At 80.0% G+C, this 630-nt stretch carries 1 protein-coding gene; it reads left to right on the plus strand.

What is annotated here, in order from left to right:
- A partial coding sequence (locus KUM32_RS39400; protein WP_302185253.1) for a 3'-5' exonuclease occupies nt 1–630 on the plus strand: 630 nt, incomplete at both ends.

Below are 630 nucleotides of genomic sequence, written 5' to 3' on the forward strand. Positions count from 1 at the left end.
CGCTCACGCTGCTCGGCTCGCCGCTGGGCGGCATGGACGCGGCCGACCTGCGCCGCCTCGGCCGGGCGCTGCGCGACGAGGAGCGGGCCGCGGGGCGCGCCGTGCCCCGCCCGTCCGACGTGCTGATCGCCGAGGCGCTGGCCGAGCCGGAGCGCCTCGTGGCGCACGACCCGGCGTACGCGCGGGGCGCGCAGCGGCTCGGTCTGCTGCTGCGCAAGGCGCGCGAGCTGCTCGCCGGCGGCGGCACCGCGGAGGAGGCGCTGTGGTGCCTGTGGGACGGCACGCCGTGGCCGCAGCGCCTGGAGCGCGCCGCCTGGCGCGGCGGGGCCGCGGGGCGCAACGCGGACCGGGACCTGGACGCGGTGTGCGCCCTGTTCGAGACGGCCGCACGCGCGGAGGAGCGCACCGGCGGCCGGGGCGCGCTCAACTTCCTCGAAGAGCTGGACGCCCAGGACATCGCCGCCGACACGCTGACCCGCCGCGCGGTGCGCCCCGACGCCGTGCGGCTGCTGACCGCGCACCGCTCCAAGGGCCTGCGCTGGCGCCTGGTGGTCGTCGCGGGCGTGCAGGAGGGCCTGTGGCCCGACCTGCGGCGCCGGGGTTCGCTCCTGGAGGCGGACCGGATCGGCC

The sequence above is a fragment of the Streptomyces sp. AC627_RSS907 genome (assembly GCF_019049165.1).